The sequence below is a fragment of the Pseudomonas citronellolis genome (assembly GCF_029335315.1).
GTDB classification, from domain to species: Bacteria; Pseudomonadota; Gammaproteobacteria; order Pseudomonadales; family Pseudomonadaceae; genus Pseudomonas; species Pseudomonas citronellolis_A.
The window spans coordinates 1-4,016 of the sequence record NZ_JARJLT010000104.1 but is presented as its reverse complement, the minus strand read 5'-3'; the positions used below and the strand labels follow the sequence as shown (position 1 = coordinate 4,016).

General features: G+C 65.4%; 4 protein-coding genes. All 4 read right to left on the bottom strand.

Annotated elements, in window-relative coordinates:
- A partial coding sequence (locus P3W75_RS08665; RefSeq protein ID WP_276226961.1) for an extracellular solute-binding protein occupies positions 1–1,046 on the bottom strand: 1,046 nt, incomplete at its 3' end.
- Between the two features lie 40 nt (positions 1,047–1,086).
- On the bottom strand, positions 1,087–1,875 hold the full coding sequence (locus tag P3W75_RS08660) for an ABC transporter permease (protein WP_276226960.1): 789 nt from the start codon (positions 1,873–1,875) through the stop codon (positions 1,087–1,089).
- Complete coding sequence (locus P3W75_RS08655) at positions 1,872–2,786, bottom strand: ABC transporter permease (protein WP_276226959.1); 915 nt, start codon at positions 2,784–2,786, stop codon at positions 1,872–1,874. Before P3W75_RS08655 ends, P3W75_RS08660 begins: the two co-directional genes overlap by 4 nt.
- Complete coding sequence (locus P3W75_RS08650; RefSeq protein ID WP_276226958.1) at positions 2,783–3,832, bottom strand: ABC transporter ATP-binding protein; 1,050 nt, start codon at positions 3,830–3,832, stop codon at positions 2,783–2,785. Before P3W75_RS08650 ends, P3W75_RS08655 begins: the two co-directional genes overlap by 4 nt.
- Between the last annotated feature and the right edge of the window lie 184 nt (positions 3,833–4,016).

The following is a 4,016-nucleotide window of genomic DNA, read 5'->3' as shown; positions in this document are numbered from 1 at the left end:
TTCAGCTTGGTCCAGACCTTGGCGCGCAGCGCCAGGGACTTCGGCGAGCACAGCTGGAACGGCTTCAGGCGGTCCAGCTTGTCTTCCGGAGTGTTGATCGCCGGGTCGTCGAACAGTTCCTTGTCCATGAACTTCTCGGAACCGGCGATGGCGTTGTTGTACTTGGCGAAGTTGGAGGCGGCGGCGATGTTCTCCGGCAGCATCATCCAGTTGAGGAAGGCGTGGGCTTCCTTGATGTTGGTGGCGTCCTTGGGAATGGCCAGGTTATCGATGAACAGGCGCACGCCTTCCTTCGGATAGACGTAGACCAGGCTGGCGCGCTGGGCGTGGGCGCGGTGGTAGGCGCCGTTCCACTGCTGGTGCATGTACACCTCGCCGGCGGCCATGCGCTCGATGGTGCCGTCGCTGTTGTACATCGCCAGCAGCGGCTTCTGCTTCAGCAGCAGGTCGAGGACCTTCTCGGCCTCTTTCGGGTCTTCGGTGCACTCCTTGACGCCGAGGTAGTAGGTGGCCGGGGCCCACAGCTCCTCGATGGAGTTGAGCGCCACCACCTTGCCCTTGAACGCCTCCGGCGGCTCGAAGAACGGCTTCCAGCTCTCGTCGAACTTGCCGCCCGGCGCCTTGGCGCTGTCGTAGGTGTAGCCGGTGCTGCCCCACAGGTAGGGCACGGTGTAGTCGTGGCCGGGGTCGTAGCTGAGGGTCTTGAACTTGTCCTTGAGGTTGGCCAGGTTCGGCAACTGCGCCTTGTCGAGTTTCTGCAGCAGGCCTTCCTTGACGAAGATCTCGATGAAACTGTCCGACGGCACCACCACGTCGTAGGCGCCGCCGCCGGCCTTGAGCTTGGCCAGCAGGGTCTCGTTGCTGTCGTAGGAGTCGAGGGTGGCGTGGATGCCGGTGTCCTTCTCGAACTTCTTCAGCAGTTCCGGTGGGAAGTAGTCCGACCAGTTGGCGAAGTGCAGCGTGCCGTCGGCGTGGGCCTGGCTGGCCAGGGTCAGGCCCGCCAGGGCGGCGGCCTTGAGGGCCAGGGGTAGGCGGCGGATGGTCATCGGTGAAGCTCCTGTGCGAATGGTTTTTATCGGGAGGCAGTCAACGCCGGCGCTGGCCGACGTAGTACGACAACGCAACGAACGCGATGGAAATCAGGAGGATGATCGACGAGATCGCGTTGATCTTCGGCGATATCCCCATTCTTATTGAGCTGAAGATGTACACCGGCAGGGTGGTGGCCCCGGCGCCGGCGACGAAGTAGGTGATGACGAAGTCGTCCATCGAGATGATGAACGCCAGCATCGCCCCGGAAAGGATGCCGGGCATCAGCAGTGGGCAGGTCACCTTCCAGAAGGCCTTCCACGGCGAGGCGTAGAGGTCGGCCGCGGCTTCCGCCAGGCGCGGGTCCATGCCTTCCAGGCGGGCGCGGATCGGCAGGTAGGCGAAGGGGATGCAGAACACCACGTGGGCGAGCAGGATGGTGAACAGCGACAGCTTCAGGCCGATGAAGGCGAAGAACATCAGCGTGGCCACCGCGGTGACGATCTCCGGCACCAGCAGCGGCAGGCCGAGCACCCCGTTCATCAGGCCCTGTCCGCGGAACGCGCGGCCACGCATGCCCAGCGCCGCCAGGGTGGCGAGCAGGGTGGCGAACACCGTGGCGAGGCTGGCGACGATCAGCGAGTTCTTCGCCGCGCGGACGATCTCCGGGTCGTTGGCCACCACCGCGTACCACTTGAAGCTGAAGCTTTCCCACAGGGTCGCCGACTGGCCGCTGTTGAAGCTGAGCACCACCAGCACCAGGATCGGGATGTACAGGAAGGCGAAGAACAGCCAGGCGGCCGGGCGTACGCCGGCGAAGCGCCAGAGCGGGTTGAGCGGGCTCATGGGTGGCCTCCGGCGGCGCCCTGTTTGAAGCGCGTGCTGTACACCAGCATGGCGGCGAGGACGAAGGCGAGCAGGGCGAAGGACAGCGCCGCGCCGAATGGCCAGTTGTGCGCCGTGCCGAACTGCAGCTGGATCAGGTTGCCGATCATCAGCGACTTACCGCCACCGAGCAGCTCGGGAATGATGTAGTTGCCCAGCGAGGGGATGAACACCAGGATGCAGCCGGCGACGATGCCGGGCATGGCCAGCGGGATGATGATCCGCTTCAGCGCCTTCCAGCGGTTGGCGCCGAGGTCGAAGGCGGCTTCCACCAGGCGCCAGTCCATCTTCTCCAGGCTGGTGTAGATGGGCAGCACCATGAATGGCAGGTAGGTGTAGAGCAGGCCGATGATCACCGCGTTGTCGGTGTACAGCAGGCCGATGGCGGCGTCGCTGAAGCCCAGCTTGTGCAGGCCCTCGTCGACCAGGCCGCCGTTGCGCAGCAGCAGGATCCAGGCGTACACGCGCACCAGCAGGTTGGTCCAGAACGGCACCGTGACCAGGAACAGCAGCATGTTGCGCCGGCGTTCGTCCTGCAGCGCCAGGTACAGCGCGGTGGGGAAGCCGATCAGCAGGCAGCCGGCGGTGGTCAGGATGGACAGCCAGAAGGAGCGCTGGAAGATGCCCAGGTAGTCGGTGTTGAACACCAGGGTGTCGTCCAGGTCGCGTTCCCAGAGGAAGTTGATGTAGGCCTCCAGCGTGTGCTGGCCCCACTTCACGCCGCCATAGTCGCCCGGCGCCTGCAGCGACACGGCGAGCATGATGCCCAGCGGCAGCACCAGGAACACCAGCAGGACCAGCATCGCCGGGGTGGTCAGCGCCAGCCGCGCGCGCAGGCTCTTGCGCTCGGCCTGCAGGCGCAGGGTACTCATTCGGCCAGCACCCGGATGGCGTCGCCGGGCACCCGCACGCGCACCCGCGCGCCGGGTTCGTGCGCGCCCACCGCGCCCTGGCGGTTCTGCTGGCGCACGCGGAAGCCGGGCTGGCCCGCGACCTTCAGGTGGTAGACGGTGTCGGTGCCGACGTAGACCACGTTCTCCACCACGCCTTCCAGCTCGCCGTCGTGGGCCAGCTCGGTGCGTTCCGGGCGGATCGCCAGGGTCACCTTGCCCGGCAGGGTGGTGCTGGCGGCCAGGCGCTGGCCGTCGGCGAGGACCACGCCGTCGCCGCTGGCCTGGGCTTCGAGGAAGTTGGTCTCGCCGATGAAGTCGGCCACCCAGCGGTTCGCCGGGGCGTCGTAGATTTCGGTGGGGGTGCCGATCTGCAGGATCTGGCCCTTGCTCATGACCGCGATGCGGTCGGACATGGTCAGCGCTTCTTCCTGGTCGTGGGTAACGAAGATGAAGGTGATGCCGGTCTCGTGCTGCAGGCGCTTGAGCTCGATCTGCATCTCCTTGCGCAGCTTCAGGTCCAGCGCCGAGAGCGATTCGTCGAGCAGCAGCACCTTGGGCCGGCTGGCCAGCGCGCGGGCCAGGGCGATGCGTTGCTGCTGGCCGCCGGAGAGCTGGTCGGCGCGGCGCGAACCGACGTCGGGCAAACGCACCAGTTCCAGCATGGCCTTCACCGTGGCGTCGGTCTCGGCCTTGGGCTTGCCCTGCATTTCCAGGCCGAAGGCGATGTTCTGCGCCACGGTCATGTGCGGGAACAGGGCGTAGCTCTGGAAGACGGTGTTGACCGGGCGGCGGAAGGGCGGGAGGCCCTGCATGGGTTCGCCGTAGAGGCGGATGCTGCCGGAGGTGGGTTGTTCGAAGCCGGCGATGAGCCGCAGGAGGGTGGTCTTGCCGCAGCCCGAGGGGCCGAGGAGGGTGAAGAACTCGTTGGCGCGGATGTCCAGGGATACGTCGTCCAGGGCCTTGAGGCCTTGGCCGGGGGTACCGAATTCCATCCCGATCCGCTCAATGGCAATCGCGCTGGTCATGCTTCAATACCATGCAGTTAAGCAGTTGTTATTGTTTGAGGTTTTGGGGTTCTGACGACCGCTTCACCTAGCTGCGGCTTGATAATGGCCCTCCTGTTCGTGGTGGCAGAACGATAGAACAGGCCAATAAGGGATAATTCAGGCCAAGTTGAAGGGCCACATTCATCAGCGCGATTCGGCTGGG

Coding starts and splice junctions, on each gene's coding strand:
- P3W75_RS08650 (WP_276226958.1), bottom strand. CDS start 3,832: ATGACCAGCGCGATTGCCATTGAGCGGATCGGGATGGAATTCGGTACC.
- P3W75_RS08660 (WP_276226960.1), bottom strand. CDS start 1,875: ATGAGCCCGCTCAACCCGCTCTGGCGCTTCGCCGGCGTACGCCCGGCC.
- P3W75_RS08655 (WP_276226959.1), bottom strand. CDS start 2,786: ATGAGTACCCTGCGCCTGCAGGCCGAGCGCAAGAGCCTGCGCGCGCGG.